Origin of the sequence: Bacillus sp. C28GYM-DRY-1, from assembly GCF_030519405.1 — a bacterium.
Lineage (GTDB): Bacteria > Bacillota > Bacilli > Bacillales > Bacillaceae > Bacillus > Bacillus spizizenii_A.
Genome location: NZ_JAUMKF010000002.1, coordinates 154,363 through 171,140 on the forward strand (window position 1 = coordinate 154,363; position 16,778 = coordinate 171,140).

14 protein-coding genes are annotated in these 16,778 nt (G+C 43.5%); 3 read left to right on the top strand and 11 right to left on the bottom strand.

Translation table 11 applies throughout. The features are described 5' to 3' along the window. Positions 1-243 precede the first annotated feature (243 nt). The 3 genes from Q3W56_RS02925 to Q3W56_RS02935 all read left to right on the top strand — a co-directional run bounded on the left by Q3W56_RS02925 (position 244) and on the right by Q3W56_RS02935 (position 4,748). The gene (locus Q3W56_RS02925; protein WP_302894428.1) at positions 244-2,739 is read left to right on the top strand and encodes a PEP/pyruvate-binding domain-containing protein; all 2,496 of its coding nucleotides are present in this window, start codon (positions 244-246) and stop codon (positions 2,737-2,739) included. A gap of 76 nt (positions 2,740-2,815) precedes the next feature. Further along, positions 2,816-3,379 carry a TetR/AcrR family transcriptional regulator gene (locus Q3W56_RS02930; protein WP_019715861.1) on the top strand — a complete coding sequence of 188 codons (564 nt, stop codon included), beginning with the start codon at positions 2,816-2,818 and terminating at the stop codon, positions 3,377-3,379. Positions 3,380-3,413: 34 nt separating this feature from the next. Next, positions 3,414-4,748: an MFS transporter gene (locus Q3W56_RS02935; protein WP_302894429.1), complete on the top strand. Its 1,335-nt coding sequence runs from the start codon at positions 3,414-3,416 to the stop codon at positions 4,746-4,748. Positions 4,749-4,794: 46 nt separating this feature from the next. On the opposite strand, the gene minJ is transcribed toward Q3W56_RS02935, so the two are convergent. From minJ to Q3W56_RS02990, 11 genes are all read right to left on the bottom strand, one after another. Next, positions 4,795-5,991, bottom strand: a complete 1,197-nt coding sequence (gene minJ / locus Q3W56_RS02940; RefSeq protein WP_302894430.1) for a cell division topological determinant MinJ — start codon at positions 5,989-5,991, stop codon at positions 4,795-4,797. A gap of 78 nt (positions 5,992-6,069) precedes the next feature. After that, positions 6,070-6,423 carry a swarming motility protein SwrAA gene (gene swrA, locus Q3W56_RS02945; RefSeq protein WP_015251121.1) on the bottom strand — a complete coding sequence of 118 codons (354 nt, stop codon included), beginning with the start codon at positions 6,421-6,423 and terminating at the stop codon, positions 6,070-6,072. A gap of 382 nt (positions 6,424-6,805) precedes the next feature. Then, complete coding sequence (gene ctpB / locus Q3W56_RS02950) at positions 6,806-8,248, bottom strand: carboxy-terminal processing protease CtpB (protein WP_302894431.1); 1,443 nt, start codon at positions 8,246-8,248, stop codon at positions 6,806-6,808. 321 nt (positions 8,249-8,569) lie between these two features. Continuing rightward, positions 8,570-9,460, bottom strand: coding sequence for a permease-like cell division protein FtsX (ftsX, locus tag Q3W56_RS02955; protein WP_029317129.1), 891 nt, complete (start codon positions 9,458-9,460; stop codon positions 8,570-8,572). Next, the gene (gene ftsE, locus Q3W56_RS02960) at positions 9,453-10,139 is read right to left on the bottom strand and encodes a cell division ATP-binding protein FtsE (RefSeq protein ID WP_019715866.1); all 687 of its coding nucleotides are present in this window, start codon (positions 10,137-10,139) and stop codon (positions 9,453-9,455) included. The genes ftsX and ftsE overlap by 8 nt, the downstream gene beginning before the upstream one ends. 233 nt (positions 10,140-10,372) lie before the next feature. Then, a complete protein-coding gene (gene cccB / locus Q3W56_RS02965) occupies positions 10,373-10,711 on the bottom strand; it encodes a cytochrome c551 (protein WP_302894432.1) in 339 nt (112 codons plus the stop codon). Positions 10,712-10,759: 48 nt separating this feature from the next. Continuing rightward, a complete protein-coding gene (locus Q3W56_RS02970) occupies positions 10,760-11,605 on the bottom strand; it encodes a YitT family protein (RefSeq protein ID WP_302894433.1) in 846 nt (281 codons plus the stop codon). A gap of 167 nt (positions 11,606-11,772) precedes the next feature. Next, a protein-coding gene (gene prfB / locus Q3W56_RS02975; protein ID WP_302894434.1) for a peptide chain release factor 2 occupies positions 11,773-12,874 on the bottom strand; the annotation gives its coding sequence in 2 pieces (ribosomal slippage) (positions 11,773-12,801 and positions 12,803-12,874; 1,101 coding nt in all). A gap of 69 nt (positions 12,875-12,943) precedes the next feature. Then, a complete protein-coding gene (secA, locus tag Q3W56_RS02980; RefSeq protein WP_302894435.1) occupies positions 12,944-15,469 on the bottom strand; it encodes a preprotein translocase subunit SecA in 2,526 nt (841 codons plus the stop codon). A 168-nt stretch (positions 15,470-15,637) separates the two neighbouring features. Continuing rightward, positions 15,638-16,207, bottom strand: a complete 570-nt coding sequence (gene hpf, locus Q3W56_RS02985; protein WP_302894436.1) for a ribosome hibernation promotion factor — start codon at positions 16,205-16,207, stop codon at positions 15,638-15,640. Between the two features lie 190 nt (positions 16,208-16,397). Further along, on the bottom strand, positions 16,398-16,775 hold the full coding sequence (locus Q3W56_RS02990; protein WP_019715871.1) for a DUF8042 domain-containing protein: 378 nt from the start codon (positions 16,773-16,775) through the stop codon (positions 16,398-16,400). Between the last annotated feature and the right edge of the window lie 3 nt (positions 16,776-16,778).

The window sequence follows — 16,778 nt, forward strand, 5'->3', positions numbered from 1 at the left end:
TCATGCCCGCTGCCAAATTCCGAGAATAAAAGAAAAATAGGCACACTGCACCAGTACGGCCGTATTTTTCATGATAATCTAACTAACTTAACTATTCATTTTAATTAGGACTTTCTGCGTTTGACAGCATTTTCCTAAATACCTACAATTGAATGATAGTGTTCACTATCATTTTTTTGAACACAGGCTCCGTCATAAAAGACTAGAGAGAAAAACAATATGAAGGAAAGAGGGGTTTCAAATATGTATTCTGTATTATTTCGCCAAGCAGAAGAGTCCAGCCAGCTTGCAGGAGCAAAAGGCATGAACTTGATTAAATTGGCCAAACACGGTCTTCCTGTTCCGAACGGGTTTATTATTCAGACGAATGCACTTGCCCGTTTTATGGAGGATAACCAGCTCCATGAAACTAGCGAAAACATCGAAAGCGGGATCATCGCCGGAACATTTTCTGAAGAACTGAAACATGAACTGACAAGTTCCTTTTACAAGCTGAGAGAATCATACCGATCCGTTGCCGTGCGTTCTTCATCTGCCTCGGAAGATTTAGAAGGCGCTTCATTCGCGGGTCAATATGAAACCTATTTAAATATTAAAACAGAGGAAGAGTTTCTAACTAAAGTGAAAGAGTGCTGGGCCTCATTTTTCTCCGGCCGAGTCAGCAGCTATAAGAAAAAAATGAATAACCACATCGCAGAGCCGTTAATGGGAGTTGTCGTTCAGGGCCTGATCCATTCAGAGGTATCAGGTGTTATTTTTAGCCGTAATCCTGTTACCCATGATGATAGGGAGCTGTTAATCAGCGCCAGCTATGGTTTGGGGGAGGCTGTCGTGTCAGGAAGTGTCACCCCAGACACATTTATAGTCAATAAATCTTCGTTTGAGATTCAGAAAGAAATAGGTGCAAAGGAAATCTATATGGAGGCTGCAGCAGCAGGAATCACCGAAAAAGAAACGAGCGAAGATATGCGCAGCCGTTTTTGCCTTGCAGATGATCAAGTAATTGAACTGGCTGAAATCACGAAAAAAACCGAAGACCTGTACGGATATCCAGTCGATATAGAATTCGGAATCGCTGATCATCACGTATACCTTCTGCAGGCCCGCCCGATTACAACCATTGAACAGGACGAAAAAGCGGCAGAAGAAGAACGCAGCTTCATGATTACAGATGCTGATATGAATGATTTCTGGCTCAACATGGAGTCACATATTGAAGGCCCGGTGAGCCCGTTATTTTCATCCTTGATCGTACCTGCGTTGGAGTATGGCTTGAAGAGGAGCATGCAAAAGTTCCCGATTGGTGTAGTTGTTGAAGAAGTAAAACTTTATCGCGGACATATTTATTCCAAAAGCCAGGGCGGACAGCAGCTGCCTTCTGAAAACTGCGGCAAAGAGCTTTTCCCAATATTATCGGAGCGTATGTATGACATCATCAATCACACATATCTCCCATTTTATAAAACGCTTGACCAGCTCTCACAAACTGAGCATACCGCAGAAAGTGCACTGGATGCTTTTCAAAAACTGAAGGCCTTTTATCTTACGGCTTATGAGGAGCACTTCAATATCGTTTTTCCGCAAATTCTTCTAACAAACAAATTGCAAGCGATGTACCAGCTAATTCAAGGAGAATCCGAAAACGCTCATTTCTACGAAATGCTGACAGGCAAAATGAACAAATCACTTGAAACAGACCGCCGCTTATGGCTATTTTCTGTTGAAGTTCAGGATAAGCCGAATCTGCTGTCCATTTTTGAAAACACCAAGCCGGAACATCTGCAGGAAAAAATGGAACAAACAGATGAGGGCAGACACTTCCTGAAGAACCTCCATGAATTTTTACAGGAATACGGATGGCGATCTGTAAAGAGCCATGATCTGATTCAAGAGACCTGGGCAGAAAACCCATATTATGCCCTTGCCAATATTCAAAACTATGTCCGCAATGGCTATCATTTTGACAATGAATTTCAGAAAACGAAAGAAAAACGCGAGAAATTATACAATGACTTTATGGATAACATAGAAGACCCCGATTTGCGTAAAGAATTTGACCGTTATTATCAATGGACGCTGAACTCTGCAAATATAAAGGATGATCACCACTTTTATATTGATGCCATGCTGGATGCCAAGGCGAGAGTCTTTTTGCTAAAGATAGGTGAATGGCTGGCGGAAAACGGTGTCATTCAAAATCGTGAAGACCTTTGGTTCTTATATGATGATGAAGTGGAAAACGCGCTTCTTCACCCTGTATCCCTGCAAGAAAAGGCTGAAAAACGCAGACAGACCTTTCACGAGTATGAGCTTGCTCAAGCCCCTGCCTATCTCGGCACTCCAACAAAAGAACAGCTCAAAGCTGCAGAAGATATTGTCGGCACTGTGATAGAGGATGAAAAAAACACGGAGCATCATATTTTTGGTATTGCGGCATCAAGCGGCATTGCAACAGGTCCGGTAAAAATCATTCGGGACGCCAGTGAATTTTCTCAATTCAATCCTGGGGATGTCCTCGTTTGCAAAATGACAACACCGCTATGGACCAGCCTGTTTCAAGACGCAAAAGCAATTATTACTGACACAGGCGGCATTTTGTCACACGCTGCGATTATTGCCCGCGAGTACGGCATTCCCGCCGTTCTCGGCACACGTACAGCAACGGAAAGACTTCGGGACGGAGACATCATCACTGTTGATGGAAGCAATGGCAAAATTACGGTTGTCAGCCGTGCCTGATGCGTCCTCCCTCTTTCTTATACAAGCGGAGCAGGTGTATTCTTGTCCTGCCAGTATATTCGTGAGGTGAAACGTATTGAGACCTACAAATAAGAGAATTCTTGATGCTGCCATGCAGCTGCTCGTCAAAAAAGGATATCGCGCTACGACTACAAAAGAAATTGCAGAAAAAGCAAATGTAAGTGAAGCGACGATTTTCAGGAATTTTAAAAACAAACAGGGACTAGTCGAGGCTTTGCTTTCTCAGCATTCTCCAAACAGAAGCAGCATTCTGGAACAAACTAATGGCGATTTGTACAAAGACCTGCTTCATATCGGAACCTGTCTCTTGGAGGAGCTGGAACATAGAAAAGATATCATTAAAATCAGCTTTCGTGAGCCGGCCATGTTTCAAGATGTCATCAACCACGTAACAGAATATCCACAATCTATGAAACAGCTATTGGTTGATTATCTTAAAACAATGGGCGAAAAAGGGATTGTTCAGACAGGAGATGAAGAGGAGCATGCCGACGTGTTTATGTCGATCATTTTCGGTTATTTTATTCACCGTCTCCATTTAGGAGACCGGGTAATTTCAATGCCCCAGGAAAAAATGCTGGAGCATAGCACAGCTCTATTTGTCAAAGGAATTTCGTGATGAACTCCTTGGCATAACAAAAAGGAGGATCACAATGAGTACAAGAAAAGAATGGGCGCTGATCGTCTCGCTATTATTAGGGGCCATCCTGGTTCCCATTAACTCCACGATGATCGCGGTCGCGCTCTCATCTATATCCCATACGTATAACGAGTCTATCGCCAGCATCACTTGGGTGGTTACCGTTTATTTAATCGTGATGGCAGTCACACAGCCGATTGCCGGAAAACTCGGTGACATGTACGGCAATAAAACAATGTACTTATGGGGCGTCGGCCTTTTTCTAGTCGCTTCCTTAGGCTGCGCGCTCTCACCGAGCCTGCTGCTGTTGATTGTCTTTCGGGCATTGCAGGCTGTCGGCGGCGCACTGCTTACGCCAAACAGCATTGCCATTATCCGTCACGTTATTTCTGAAAAACGCCTTCCGAAGGTGTTTGGATTTTTTGGACTTGGGGCAGGACTTGGGGCAGCACTCGGGCCTTTTATTGGCTCTATACTGATTGACAGCTTCAGCTGGCATTCGATTTTTTGGGTCAACATCCCATTTCTCGCCATTGCTTTATTTACGGCATTAACCATGTTCCCTCAATATAAAGAAAATAAATCTGATGCGCCGCTGGATATTATCGGCTCTCTTTTGCTTGCAGGCAGCATCGTTTCGATTATCCTGCTGACGAAAAATGAGGCTTCATGGGGCTATGCGCTATACAGTGTATTGATCCTTCTTTTTGTCCCGCTTTTTTTCAGAAGAGAAAAACGTACACAGCATCCAATCATTGATTTTACACTGTTTAAAAGCTCAACCTTTACAAATGCCAATCTATCAGTCTTATTAAGCAATCTGATGATGTATGCCGTCTTATTGATCATGCCGTTATTCATGACGAGTCAATTTGGGCTTAATACGTCTAACAGCGGCATGGCGCTCTCTGTATTTTCGATATTCATGTCGGCCAGCAACTGGGTCGGCGCCCAGCTCCATCACAAATGGGGAGCAAAAAAAATCATTTTTCTTTCATTTGCCATGATGGCTGGAGCGAATCTATTATTTTTGCTGTTGAGCAGCTCACATTCTGTCTTGTTCCTCATGCTCTCTCTTATCCTGGGCGGGCTTGCGTCCGGAGTCGGCCTGACCAGCATGCAGGTGTCTTCCCTCGCCACAGTAGACCCTGGGATGTCAGGAGTGGCGTCCGGGATTTTCTCGACCTTCCGTTATTTCGGAAGCATCATTTCATCAGCCTTAATCGGCCTGATTTCGGGTTATCACACCCTATTTATGATTCTCTTTGCTGTATCCATTATTGGCGTTTTTGTTTCATTAGGAATCAAATCTGATGAATCGGCACGGATGGAAAAAAACTCAGCATAACAAAAACAGCCCGGCACCACATCTTCTCGCGGTGCCGGGCTGTCTTTTATGATCCGGACAAAGCGGCTGCTTCGTCTTCACGGTCATCCTTTACGAACAGGATACCCAATTCATGATGTTCTCCCTCATAAGAAGCTCGCTGATCAAACCGAATTTCTCCGTTCAAACCGATAATTTCAAGCTTCACATAGGCACGGTTATGCTGGAGCGCTTCATAAAAATCAGAAACATTCTTAACGGAGATGCCATTAACTTTCGTAATGATTTCCCCGATTTTCAATTCCATATCCTCAGCCGGTGTGTTTGGTATAATCCCAAGCACCATTAAGCCCTGATCACGTTTCGAGAAATAAAAAGGAGCCGCGTTATCATTCACCCTTTGCTTAATGGACAGAAAAATACGTCCGAAAACAGCCACACAAACGGCTGCACCCGCAAGCGGCGTCCACAGTAAGCTCGCTGCACCGAGAACTGTAACGGCAAGGCCGAGAATACAAACGCGTTTCGCTGTGATCCTTATGCTCGTTTCAGGCAGCGACCCCTGCACCCTTTGCCCGAATCCGACAAAGTAAGGAATCCATAGAAAATGGAATGACCCACCGGGTACAGTAAACACAGGCCACCAGCTGAGGTGCGATTCTAATCCGTTACCGGGTACGAGAAGGAACAGCGGCAAAAGCCATATCCGGTTTGCCAGCTGCTGTCCGATCGGCAAACCGCGGCTGCTTACGACAAGTGCCGGTGATGTTCTCACATGTGCTGAACGATAAGCAACCGCTCCTTCAATAATAATCAGTAAGCCTAAAAACACACCCATAGCCGGCCAAACGACTGCAAATCCTTGCGGGAATCTCTCCAGAAAAGGCTCCGCCTGATACACTTGCAGTCCAAAACCTATCAGCATACTTACACTGACGATATATGCAGCAGACATCCAGTTTGCGCGAAGAGTGAGTGCTGCCGCAGCAGTGATAACGGCCATAATCGCAAGTAAACCGAGAGGAATTGAGATTCCGAGTACACCTAAAACAACTGACAAAAGGAGACCCGGGATCAGTCCCTTAGTATACGTAAATTTAAGATCATCATAAATATCTGCTATTCTTGTATGAAAGGTTTTCCGTTCCCGTTTGATTCTTACATAGCCGAAAGCCAGGCTTATGATGATAAAGAACCAGAAAAGCGGGTGCAAGAAGAACAGGCCCGCACTTTTTAACAGTTCAATTCCCCATTGAACAGACACTATCTTTCACCGCCTCAAGCCAAACATGTTACTCATATTCTATCAAATATTAAGTGGCTTGGATATCCTCAGGAGGGTTTATCTCTCTTGGGTCATCCACAGCGTGACATTCGATAGTGAAAAATCCTTTAAATAATGGTTTACATCCACATCCAATAACCCGCTGATCAGATGCATCGACCTTTTTATATCCGTCAGATTGATTCCTAATCGCTTATGGTTTTTCATTAAGTAATTAAAATAATGTTTGGCACATTCTTCGTTGATATCATTTACTGATTCAACATTCGTGTAATTGACCAAATACCTGCTGAACAGCATAAGAAGACTTAGTGCTTTTGTAGCCGAAAATGTTACGTCTTGTGTTCGGTCTTTTAATTGTTCAACTAATTCATAATATTTTTTTTCACGCACAATACTTGCCCTCTTCAATTGTGAACCCCCATTTTCTTTATACAGATAAGCACGGGCCAGTATAAGCAGCAGTACTGGAGTGCCAACAAGCATTCTCGCTAACGTTACTCTTTAATTCCTGTCGTTCAGCTGCCATAAACCTGATTATTGTTCTTTTTAGAACCTTCCTATATTGTATGAAGTAAACAAAGACTAGGCAACTTGCAAAAGTTTCATTTTAAATACATATTATCTCGTTAGAAAGTCTCTCTCATATATTGATATCGGGTAAGCACAGTCCTTTATAAATGTTTATTTGTGAAAGTTTTTTAAATTTCTTGTCAAAATCTCATTTTTTATGTGACTTATGGTTCATTTTTTCATTAAGCAAAAAGAAACAGGAGATGGAACACCATCTCCTTTAATTGACAAGTAATGATTTAAGCGCTGTTTGGAGCTGCAAGTCATTTTTCTCATCGGATTTTTTCTTTTCTATCAGCTGATTTAATGCATCTGCAGTGCGAGTGTCGATTACACCCGTTTTATCCAGCTTGTTTTGATTCTGAAAAGCCATCACTGCTTCTTTCATGTCTTTGCTAAAATAGCCATCGTCACGTCCCGGGTCAAAGCTGAGACCTTTTAATAATACCTGTGCATGCTTGACGTCTTCATTGTTCATATCCACTTTAAGCGGCTCTTTCAGCTGCAATGGCCCGGCGGAAAAATAATCAGGCTGCTTAATCGCAATGGTCGGCTCAATTCCTTTCTTATGAATCCAATTCCCATTTGGCGTGAGCCACTTGTATAGCGTCAATTTGATGTTGCTGCCGTCTCCCATCGGAACAGCCTGTTGAACCGTTCCCTTACCAAAAGACGTATCACCCACAACATCATAATGCCCTGCCTCTTTTAATGCGCCGGCAAGAATTTCTGATGCGGAGGCACTCCCTTTATCCGTGATCACATTGACAGGATACGCTTTTTTATGGGCCAATGTTGAAAAATAACGCTTTTTATCTCCATTGCGTTCAGCAATTTGAATATAAGGCTGGTCCTTTGTGACGAAGTGCTTAAGAATTTCTTCCACACTTTGAAGATATCCGCCCGGGTTGCCGCGTACATCAATAACGAGGCCTTCTATTCCCTTTTTCTCAAGATTCCCCAGCGCTTTTGCAAAATCCTCCGCGGTATGCTCAGAAAAAGTAGAGATGGCGATATATCCGACAGAATGCCCCTGCACTTTTTTCTCTGAAGCAAAAACCGTTTCGAGCGGAATCTCAGCTCTTTTGATCCGGAATGACAGCTGCTTCTTCGTCCCAGGCCGCTGAATCTTCATGGAAACACTGGATCCTTTCTTTCCTCTTATTTTTAACACAGCGTGGTTTAAATCCTTGCCGGCCATCGATTCTCCATTGATGCTTATGATTTCATCATTAGGCTTGAGTCCGGCTTTCTCCGCTGGCGATTTCTTAAATGGGGAAACAATAATAATTTTTCCGTCTTCCATTCCAACCTCGGCCCCGATGCCTTCAAATGAGGAATCAAGAGAATCAGAAAATTGCTTAGCCGTCTGCTTGTCCATGTAGACAGAATAAGGATCATTTAGTGTAGACAGCATTCCCTGGATGGCTCCCTCGAGCAGCTTTTCTCTATCGACTTTTTCTACGTACTCATTCGAAATTAACTCATACGCTTTTTCGATTTTGTCCATAGCCTTATCCCGTTCAGAGTCAGCTTGTGCCGTCGCAGGGACTGCTGCAGTCTGGGGCTTATCCATCTCAAGCAGGCTCATTCCCGCATATACTCCGGCGCCTCCGAACAGCATGCTACCCGCTGCGATCACAGCCATCATTTTTTGCTTCATCCTTTACTCCTCCTGTATGCCAGACTGTCTTTATCAAAACCTAGAGATAGTATATGTAAAGGATGGAGATTTCATGTAATCATAGAAGAAAAAGAAGGCAAAAGAAAAGCCGTCCCGGGAGCAGGACGGCTTCAGCGTGTCGACAAACCCTCGTATTCATTGTCAAACCTGAGCAACATACGCTCTGCTCCAATGCTTGTTTGCTCCTAGACTTCGGGGTTTTAATCTTGCTAAAAAATGACAAAATCCTAAAACGTTAAACCGTTTTAGGATTCTGTCAACACCTTGGAACCGCCCCGAAAACGGGACGTTCTTTCCTCTTTATACTCGCAAAAACTTCCGGATGGAAGTCAGACTTCCCCATACTCCAATTACGGCGCCGATTGCAACAAGCACTAACGAAATTTGGAATACAAATGGATTATAAGGAAGAAGAGAAACAAATGATCCTTGAACCTTCGGAACGACCCACCCGATGACGTATTGATAAGTGCTCAGCACCAGTGCAATCGGAATCACAGAACCGAATACGCCAAGCAGTAATCCTTCAAGGAAAAATGGCCAGCGGATAAACCAGTTCGTCGCGCCGACAAGCTTCATGATTTCAATTTCTTTTCTTCTTGCGAAAATCGTAATTTTAATGGTGTTGGAAATTAAGAACATCGCCGTAAATACCAAGCCGATAATTAACGCAATTCCGATGTTGCGGGAAACGCCGACCACTTTAAACAAACGGCTGACCTCTTCTTTTCCGTAAGTGACTTTATACACATGATCCATTTTTTCAATCTTTTTGGCCACATTCGGCGTATCATGCGGATCTGTCGTTTTGACGACAAACGCATCATTAAGCGGGTTTTCCTGATCCTGCATCGTCAGGGATTTTCCGCTGTCACCAAAACTGTCAACCAGCTGGTCAAGCTCTTTTTCTTTTGATGAAAAAGTGACACTCTGAATGCCTTTCAGTTCCTTAATATCGTTCTGCAGCTTATCCTGTGCCTTCTGATCTGCAGTCAGATCAATCAACACTTTGATTTCGACTTGTTTTTCAGCATTCGAAGCCATGTTATTCAAATTCAGCATAATCACTAAAAACACGCCGACTAAAATCAGCGTAACGGTTACAGCACTAATGGATGCAAACGTCATCCATGTGTTTCTCCCGAGAGATTTAAAACTCTCACGCAAGTGGCGCCCGAGAATTTTAATCATAAGAACCATACTCCCCTCTTGACTCATCACGCACAATGATACCATCTTCGATTGCAATGACACGTTTCTTAATGGTGTTTACGATTTCTTTGTTATGTGTCGCCATCACGACTGTTGTCCCGCGGTTATTGATTTCTTCCAGCGTCTTCATCACTTCCCAGGACGTATCCGGGTCAAGGTTTCCTGTAGGCTCATCAGCAATGACAACATCAGGGTTGTTCACAATTGATCTGGCAATAGATACCCGCTGCTGTTCCCCACCTGAAAGCGTATCAGGAAATTGTCTTGCTTTATGCTTCAGCTGCACGAGATCAAGCACTTCAAGTACCCGTTTCTTAATGACAGATGGCTGTTCTCCAATCACTTCAAGGGCAAAAGCCACATTTTCAAAAACAGTAAGTTTCGGCAGAAGCTTAAAATCTTGGAAGACAACCCCTATTTTACGGCGCACGAAAGGAATCTCTTTTTCTTTAATTGTGGCGAGATCTTTATGATTAATTAAAATTTGTCCTTTTGTCGGTTTTTCTTCTCTGTATATCATTTTAATAAAAGTAGATTTACCCGCTCCGCTCGGACCGACAACATAAACAAACTCACCGGGATGAATGGTAACAGAAATCCCATTGAGCGCTTTTACTCCGTTCGGATAGGCTTTATATACTTCCTTTATCTCTATCATGAAATCACCTAATCTTTATATCATTTTATCTATCACACGGTCATACTTTTCGAATGCATTCGAAAAATTAAGACCCATTCATTTGTAAAAAGATGAAAAGTCTGAAAGTTTTATTTCTCAATACACTTCATTATACGTCAAAATTAGACATAATACTATTACAGTTTCTTTTCATTCATATTCTCATGGCATAAAAAAATCCTTGCCTGCACTGCGGCAAAGATTTTCTCACCTTACTTTTTTTCTGACAGCCATTTGGCAATAACGGAGGCTTCCTTATCATCTACAAGCCCCTTCGGCATATTGCCGCGGCCGTTTTTAATAATACTTTCAATTTTGTCTTCGTCGTATTTGCCCCCAACCTCTTGGAGATTAGGCCCTGACATACCTTCTAAATCCTTGCCGTGACAGCCTACGCAGCTTTGCTGATATAATTCTTCCCCTTCAGATGCCGAGGCTTCAGTCTTGCTGCCGGTGTCTGTCTTCTCCTCTTTTGCATTGTTTGAACCGCAGGCAGCCAATAGAGCAGAAAGCGCAAATACAAGCATTAGTATCGATAGCTTTGATTTCATGTTGAGAAGCACAACTCCTTTACGATCTCTTCCATATTATAACCTCGTTTAAGCACGTTTGAAACCCTCGCCCAGCACCTCGCTCGCGTCTGCTACAATCACAAACGCAGACTCATCAATCTGTTTAACGATTTGTTTCAATTTGATGAATTCCGCTTGCCCAACCACGCACATTAAAATCGGGCGATCATCGTCAGTATATCCGCCGACCGCAGAAATTTTCGTCACGCCTCTGTCAATCTTCTGTAGAACGGCTTCCTTGACAGCCTGCTCCTGCTTTGTAATAATGAGCGCCATTTTTGAACGATTGAAGCCGACTTGAACGACGTCAATGGTTTTGCTGGAGACAAAGACTCCTAGCATGGCATATAAGCCTTGCTCAATATTAAATACAATCATAGCCGAAACGACAATCAATCCATCAATGAGGGCGAGACACGTCCCCAATGACAGACCGGAGTACTTATGAATGATCTGTGCAGCCAAGGCCGTTCCACCCGTTGAGCCTTTCCCTAAGTACACAATGCCAATTCCGACACCGATGCCTACGCCGCCAAAAATCGCCGCCAGGAGCTCATGATGAGTGGCTGGCTGAATATCTCTTGTTAAATAGACAACAAGTGGCAAAAAAACAGACCCCGCAAGCGTCTTAAGTCCAAATTTTCCTCCGAGTAAAATGACACCGGCAATAAATAAAGGAATATTAATAATCCACTGTACATACGCCGCTTCAAAACCATATGACTGCAAAATTGTGCTAATTCCGCTGACACCACCGGCAGCAATCTTGTTTGGAAGCAAAAATACATTAAAGGACACACCTGTAATCGCTGCTCCTATCAGTATGTATGCATAATCCCTTATCATTTGATATGTTTTATTTCGTACATCCATCATATATCCTCCGTTTCTTCCAAAGCTCTCCGATAGCATTTTAATCCTTCCCTGATTAGATGTAAATAACACCCAAATACAGTGGTAATATGCTAAAGCAGCAGTGGAATCAAGGATATGCAGAAATTAAAAAAACACACCTGTATCCATCAGGTGTGTTCTTCTGCTTATGATAGCTTAGAACGCAGGTAGGCATCAATAAATGTATCAATGTCTCCATCCATTACCGCTTGAACGTTCCCCATTTCTGTATTGGTCCGATGGTCTTTCACCATGGAGTACGGATGGAATACGTAAGACCGGATTTGGCTGCCCCAGCCGATTTCTTTTTGTTCACCGCGAATTTCATCCAGCTCTGCCTGCTGTTCTTCAATTCTGCGCTGATATAGCTTGGCCTTTAGCATTTTCATAGCTCTTTCACGGTTTTTAATTTGTGAGCGTTCCGTTTGGCACGTCACAACCACATTCGTTGGCAAGTGAGTAATCCGAACGGCTGAATCCGTCGTATTGACGTGCTGTCCGCCCGCTCCGCTTGCACGATACGTATCAACCTTAATATCTTCCGTACGGATATCGATATCGATCTCATCGTTAAATTCAGGCATGACTTCACATGAAACGAAAGACGTGTGGCGGCGGCCTGACGAATCAAACGGTGAAATCCGCACGAGACGATGGACACCTTTTTCTGCTTTGAGATAACCGTAGGCGTTGTGCCCTTTGATCAGCAATGTGACTGACTTAATTCCCGCCTCATCACCTGGAAGGTAATCGAGCGTTTCCACCTTAAAGCCGCGGCGTTCTCCCCATCTGGTATACATTCTAAGAAGCATAGAGCCCCAGTCCTGTGACTCTGTACCGCCAGCACCAGGGTGCAGTTCTAAAATCGCATTATTTTTATCATACGGCTCACTGAGAAGAAGCTGAAGCTCAAACTCATTGAATTCTTTTGTTAATGATTTTAGTTCTTTTTCAAGCTCAAGCTGGAGGTCAGAGTCCGGCTCTTCCTTCAAAAGATCATGAGTCATTTGCAGTTCTTCGTGGGAGTCATTCAATTTTTTATACGAATTGACATAATCCTTTATACCGTTTGCTTCATTTATAACCGTTTGAGCTTTTTGCTGATCATTCCAGAATTCCGGATCAGACATTTGTTCATCTAGCTCAGCAATGCGGGCCTCCTTTGATTCGAGGTCAAAGAGACCCCCTAAAGTCCGCTAAACGAGAAGCCATATTTTCGAGCTCTACTCTGATTTCTGATAATTCCATTCCATTCACCTCATTAAAAGATCCGCGGGCGCCTACAGGCGCCGCGGTCAGTAAACTTGTCCGAGCGAACTATTCAGTCCGGCCGCAGCAATTTTTATATTTTTTCCCGCTTCCGCAATGGCATGGGGCATTTCGGCCAATATCAACCACTTTGCGAACCGGTGCTTTCTTTGCTTTTTTGTTATCATCGCCTTCTTGCTGCTGAAGAGCCGTTGTCTGGCCCTGTACTACCTCTTCGCGCTCCAGATTGTTTTCAATCTCAGCTTTCATCACAAATTTTGCAACCTCGTCTTCGATTGATTCAATCATATTCTCAAACATCGCAAAGCCTTCCATTTGATACTCTCGAAGCGGATTCGTCTGTGCGTAAGCTCGAAGGTGAATCCCTTGGCGGAGCTGATCCATTGCATCGATGTGATCCATCCATTTTGAATCAACGGCTCGAAGGACGATGACTTTTTCAAATTCGCGCATTTGCTCTTCGCCGAATTTCTCTTCTTTTTCATTATATTTCGTCATGATGCGATCCATAATGAGTTCATGCATTTCATCCGGCTCTTTACCGAAGATATCGCTCTTCTCAAGCACACCTTCATCAAGATAAGTCGTGTTGACAAGCTCAACAAGACCATCAAGCTTCCACTCCTCAGGAAGCTCTTCTCTTGGCGTATAGGCTGCAATTGCCCGTTCGAGAGAAGACTTGATCATATTTTCAACGATTTCACGCAGGTTTTCAGAATCAATGACTTCAAAGCGCTGCTTATAAATGACCTCACGCTGCTGGCGGAGAACGTCATCATATTGGAGAAGCTGTTTACGTGAATCGAAGTTATTGCCTTCAACGCGTTTTTGGGACGATTCAACCGCGCGGGATACCATTTTGCTTTGAATTGGAGTAGAGTCGTCCATTCCGAAACGGTCAAGCATCGCCATTGTCCGCTCTGCCCCGAATCTGCGCATCAATTCATCTTCCATAGAAAGATAAAATTGGGTGATCCCCGGGTCTCCCTGACGTCCTGAACGTCCTCGGAGCTGATTGTCAATCCGGCGTGATTCATGGCGTTCCGTTCCGACAACAGCGAGTCCGCCAAGCTCTTTTACACCTTCGCCAAGCTTAATGTCCGTTCCGCGCCCCGCCATGTTTGTCGCAATCGTAACTGCGCCTTTTTGGCCGGCCTCTTCAATGATTTGCGCTTCACGTTCATGGTTTTTGGCGTTTAACACTTGATGGGGGATCCCTTTATTTTTAAGCAGCTTAGAAATCAATTCAGATGTTTCGACCGCAACCGTACCGACAAGAACAGGCTGTCCGGTCATGTAACGCTGTGCGACATCCTCCGCAACCGCCTTAAACTTTCCTTCCATCGTGCGGTAAATTAAATCCGGACGGTCGTCACGGACCACAGGCTTGTTAGTAGGAATCGTGACAACCTGCATGTTGTAGATGTTGCGGAATTCTTCTTCCTCTGTCTTAGCCGTACCAGTCATACCGGCAAGTTTTTCGTACATCCGGAAGTAGTTCTGGAAAGTAATGGTCGCCAAGGTCATGCTTTCGTTTTGTATTTCAAGCCCTTCCTTCGCTTCAATCGCTTGGTGAAGCCCTTCGCTGTAGCGACGCCCTTTCATCAGACGTCCCGTGAAGGAATCAACGATGACTACCTGGCCGTCCTCCACTACGTAGTCAACGTCCTTCTGCATCGCAGCATGCGCTTTTAAGGACTGGTTGATATGATGGTTGAGCGCGACATGTTTCACATCAAACAGGTTATCAATGCCGAACGCTTTTTCCGCCTTCGTCATTCCTTCCTCAGTCAGCTGTACACCTTTTGTTTTAATATCATACGTATAATCCTTCTCTGCTTTTAACGTACGGACAAAAGCATTTGCCTGTACGTACAGCTTAGTGGATTTCGCAGCTTGTCCAGAAATGATAAGCGGTGTTCTCGCTTCATCAATTAAAATAGAGTCAACTTCATCTATTACCGCAAAATGAAGCGGGCGCTGAACCATCTGCTCTTTATAAAGAACCATATTGTCACGCAAATAGTCGAAACCAAGCTCGTTGTTTGTAGAGTAAGTAATGTCAGCGGCATAAGCTTCTCGTTTTTCGTCTTTTGACATTGAGTTTAAATTTAGACCGACAGTCATACCGAGAAACTCGAAAATTTTCCCCATCTGCTCAGCATCACGGCTTGCCAAGTATTCGTTGACAGTCACGATATGTACGCCTTTACCTGTTAACGCATTTAAATAAACAGGCAGAGTAGACGTTAACGTTTTCCCTTCCCCTGTTTTCATTTCAGCGATATTTCCGTCATGGAGCGCTACGCCCCCCATGAGCTGGACTTTGAACGGAAACATGCCGGTTACGCGGCGTGAAGCTTCCCGAACAACAGCGAAAGCTTCAACAAGAAGGTCATCAGTTGTCGCCCCTTTTTCAAGGCGCTCTTTAAATTCAATCGTTTTATGTTTCAGCGCGTCGTCAGAGAGTTTTTCATAGTCTCCGCGAACCGCATCAATATCGTTAGCTATTTTTTCGTATCTATTCAGCGTACGTTTTGTTGGATCAAACATTTTATTTAATATTCCAAGCATTTATAACGCTCCTCTATCATCACATGCCTGTGTGACATGCATGTATAAATAATTTACTAGTCCATGTATACCTCTCATTATCATATCATACCTTCTCTTATTTCCAAAGAATTTGCAAATAAGAAAAAACAAAAACCTTCCGCGAAAATCACGGAAGGTTGCTCTTCATTATTCAGTCGGTTCAATCAGGCCATATTTCCCGTCATTTCTGCGGTACACGACGTTTGTAAGGTTAGTTTCCGCATTTGTGAAAACAAAGAAGTTATGGCCAAGCAAATTCATTTGTAAGATCGCTTCTTCATTATCCATCGGCTTTAAATTAAAGCGCTTCTGACGGACGATTTCTAAGCTTTCATCTTCTTCTATGTCGTCTTGAACCGCAATATCTGTATCCGACCCGAGACCGTTTGCCAATGAAGATTTCGGAAGACCCTGCTCACGGAATTTGCGGTTTACTTTTGTTTTATGCTTACGGATTTGACGTTCCAGCTTGTTTGTGGCGAGATCAATTGCGTTGTACATATCCTCGTTATGCACCTCGGACCGAAGCGCAAGATCTGTCATCGGAATTGTAACCTCAACTTTAGACTCCTTGTCATTGTAAAACTTCAAGTTGACGTTCACATCGGCATTCACGCTATGGTCAAAATACCGCTCCAGCTTGCCGATCTTCTTCTCGACATGATCCTTTAACGCGGATGTCACTTCAATATTTTCTCCTCTGATGTTATAGTTCATCAAAGAACGCCTCCCTTTTATTAAGGATATGTATCTATTTCTCTTTTACCCTTTACAATACCTGCTGAAACGTAAATCTTTTGTGAAAGCTCAGTGAACTTTGTCGAATTATGTTTGTCTTTCCTGGTGTATTGGCGGTTCGGAGGTATATGTATATGCTGGATGTAAGAAACAAATACCTCACCCTGGCCTAATTGATTACAAAGGGCGCCATACATTGATGAATGGACAGCATCCATTTTCTATAATGAATCAGAAAATGTTCTTTTAAAAACTCACAGAACTCATGAGAGGGAAAAGAGAAAGATACCAATTGATCAAACTCCGCAAAAATTTCGTCAAATGCTTTAATACATACTTCAGCACACCGCGTGTTCATCACAAACAGGAGTGTTGAATGAGTGGAATCCAAATAAAAAAAGGCTTGGATCAGATCCTGGTAGATCCGATCCCCTTCTGTTTTTGATAAATTCTGTTCAGCTTCTATCAAATAACACAGCCCTTCCTCGATGGTAAAAAGAAGATGATAATAAGCTGATAAAAGCGTATAATCTTCAATGCTCTTCAAGGC

What these genes read in the sequence shown, in the direction of transcription:
- hpf (WP_302894436.1), bottom strand. Translation starts at nt 16,207, where the DNA reads ATGAACTATAACATCAGAGGAGAAAATATTGAAGTGACATCCGCGTTA.
- secA (WP_302894435.1), bottom strand. Translation starts at nt 15,469, where the DNA reads ATGCTTGGAATATTAAATAAAATGTTTGATCCAACAAAACGTACGCTG.
- ftsE (WP_019715866.1), bottom strand. Translation starts at nt 10,139, where the DNA reads ATGATAGAGATAAAGGAAGTATATAAAGCCTATCCGAACGGAGTAAAA.
- ftsX (WP_029317129.1), bottom strand. Translation starts at nt 9,460, where the DNA reads ATGATTAAAATTCTCGGGCGCCACTTGCGTGAGAGTTTTAAATCTCTC.
- Q3W56_RS02935 (WP_302894429.1), top strand. Translation starts at nt 3,414, where the DNA reads ATGAGTACAAGAAAAGAATGGGCGCTGATCGTCTCGCTATTATTAGGG.
- cccB (WP_302894432.1), bottom strand. Translation starts at nt 10,711, where the DNA reads ATGAAATCAAAGCTATCGATACTAATGCTTGTATTTGCGCTTTCTGCT.
- Q3W56_RS02925 (WP_302894428.1), top strand. Translation starts at nt 244, where the DNA reads ATGTATTCTGTATTATTTCGCCAAGCAGAAGAGTCCAGCCAGCTTGCA.
- Q3W56_RS02970 (WP_302894433.1), bottom strand. Translation starts at nt 11,605, where the DNA reads ATGGATGTACGAAATAAAACATATCAAATGATAAGGGATTATGCATAC.
- ctpB (WP_302894431.1), bottom strand. Translation starts at nt 8,248, where the DNA reads ATGAAGCAAAAAATGATGGCTGTGATCGCAGCGGGTAGCATGCTGTTC.